The 1,708-nt window shown below is 70.5% G+C and carries 2 protein-coding genes; both read right to left on the bottom strand.

Annotated elements, in window-relative coordinates; translation table 11 throughout:
• Positions 1-104 precede the first annotated feature (104 nt).
• Entirely contained in the window at positions 105-641 is a 537-nt protein-coding gene (locus tag ABTY20_RS35230; protein ID WP_352001212.1) for an NUDIX hydrolase family protein, read from the bottom strand.
• A 22-nt stretch (positions 642-663) separates the two neighbouring features.
• Entirely contained in the window at positions 664-1,473 is an 810-nt protein-coding gene (locus ABTY20_RS35225; protein WP_352001211.1) for an SAM-dependent methyltransferase, read from the bottom strand.
• Positions 1,474-1,708: the final 235 nt, after the last annotated feature.

Below are 1,708 nucleotides of genomic sequence, written 5' to 3'. Positions count from 1 at the left end.
CTCCGCCTTGCATCTGCACGCACCAAGCCCCGCTCGGGTCGGCCACGACGCACCGTCGGTCGCGGCCGACCTGATCCAAACGAGAGGCCCTAGCCCGCCCCGCGTCAGATCGCACAGCCCGCGTGGGCCAGCGCCTGCTTCAGCAGCACTCCGTGACCGCCCGGCATCTCGCTCTGGACCGCCTGCGACACGGCCTCCTGCGGGCTGAACCACACCAGGTCGAGGGCGTCCTGCCGGGGGCGGCAGTCACCCGTCACCGGCACGATGTACGCCAGCGACACCGCGTGCTGACGGGGGTCGTGGAAGGGGGTGATGCCCTGCGTGGGGAAGTACTCCGCGACCGTGAACGGCTGCAACGACGCCGGGACGCGGGGCAGCGCCACCGGACCGAGGTCCTTCTCCAGGTGGCGCAGCAGGGCGTCACGGACCCGTTCGTGGTGCAGCACCCGGCCGGAGACCAGGGTCCGGCTGACCGTCCCCTCGGGCCCGATGCGCAACAGCAGCCCGACGCTGGTGACTTCACCGCTGTCGTCGACGCGCACGGGCACGGCCTCGACGTACAGGATCGGCATCCGGGCGCGTGCCATCTCCAGGTCGTCGGAGGACAGCCAGCCCGGCGTGGTTTCGGTCATGTCAGACATTGCTTGATCATACTTTCAGCGGTCAGGGCTTCACGGCCACCGCGCCGTACTGCGGCACCGCGGCCGTGTCGGACGTGGCGTGCCACTGCGAGCAGGACACCAGGCCGGGCTCGACCAGGTCCAGTCCCTCGAAGAAAGCGGTGATGTCCGCGGCGCTCCGGGCGGTGATCGGGGGAGTGGCGTTCTCGTTCCAGAACTTCATGGCCGGCACCTGCAGCTCGCCCCCGACCTCGGGATCGAAGGTGGGGTGCGTGAGGACCAGGAAGCTTCCGGAGGGCACCGCCGCCATGATCCGGCGGACGATCTCCCGGGCCTTGCCGGTGTCGAGCACGAAGTTGAGGATCCCCAGCATCATCACCGCGACGGGCCGCGTGACGTCCAGGGTGCCGGCGGCGCGTTCCAGTATGGCGTCCGGGTCGTGGACGTCGGCGTCTATGTAGGCGGTGGCGCCCGCGTGCGTGCCGGTCAGCAGGGTACGGGCGTGGACGAGGACGATCGGGTCGTTGTCGACGTAGACGATCCGCGAGTCGGGAGCGATCCGCTGCGCGATCTCATGGGTGTTGTCCGCCGTCGGCAGGCCGGTGCCGATGTCGAGGAACTGCCGCACACCGCGCTCGCGGGTCAGATACGTCACCGCCCGGCCCAGGAAGTCGCGGTCCGCGCGGGCGATGTCGCGGACCACCGGGTTGATCGAGGCGACGTGGTCGCCGACCCGCTGGTCGACCTCGTAGTTGTCCTTGCCGCCGATCCAGTAGTTCCACACGCGCGCGTTGTGCGCCACACCGGTGTTCAGCCTCGCCGAGCCGCTCGGCGGGGTGTGGCTCTCAGTCACGGTCTCTCCCTCTTCCTCACCCGGACGGCCGCGATCGGGCCGTCGCGGCCATTGTGCCGCGTGGTGATCACGTTGTCCCGTGAATGGGGGAGTGGAAGAACCCTGTTGACGCGAGGTCACATGGAAGCGGTCCGGCCGGGCACGTCCTCGGCCACCTGCCCGTCGATCGCCGCGCGGACCGACGCCGCGGCCGGCACGGCCGGTTCGGCGCCCGCCGCGAGGCGCAGGAGCCGGC

The sequence above is a fragment of the Streptomyces sp. NPDC126497 genome, assembly GCF_040302425.1.
Lineage (GTDB): Bacteria > Actinomycetota > Actinomycetes > Streptomycetales > Streptomycetaceae > Streptomyces.
The sequence above is the reverse complement of the archived record's forward strand: the minus strand, read 5'-3'. Positions and strand labels throughout refer to the sequence as shown.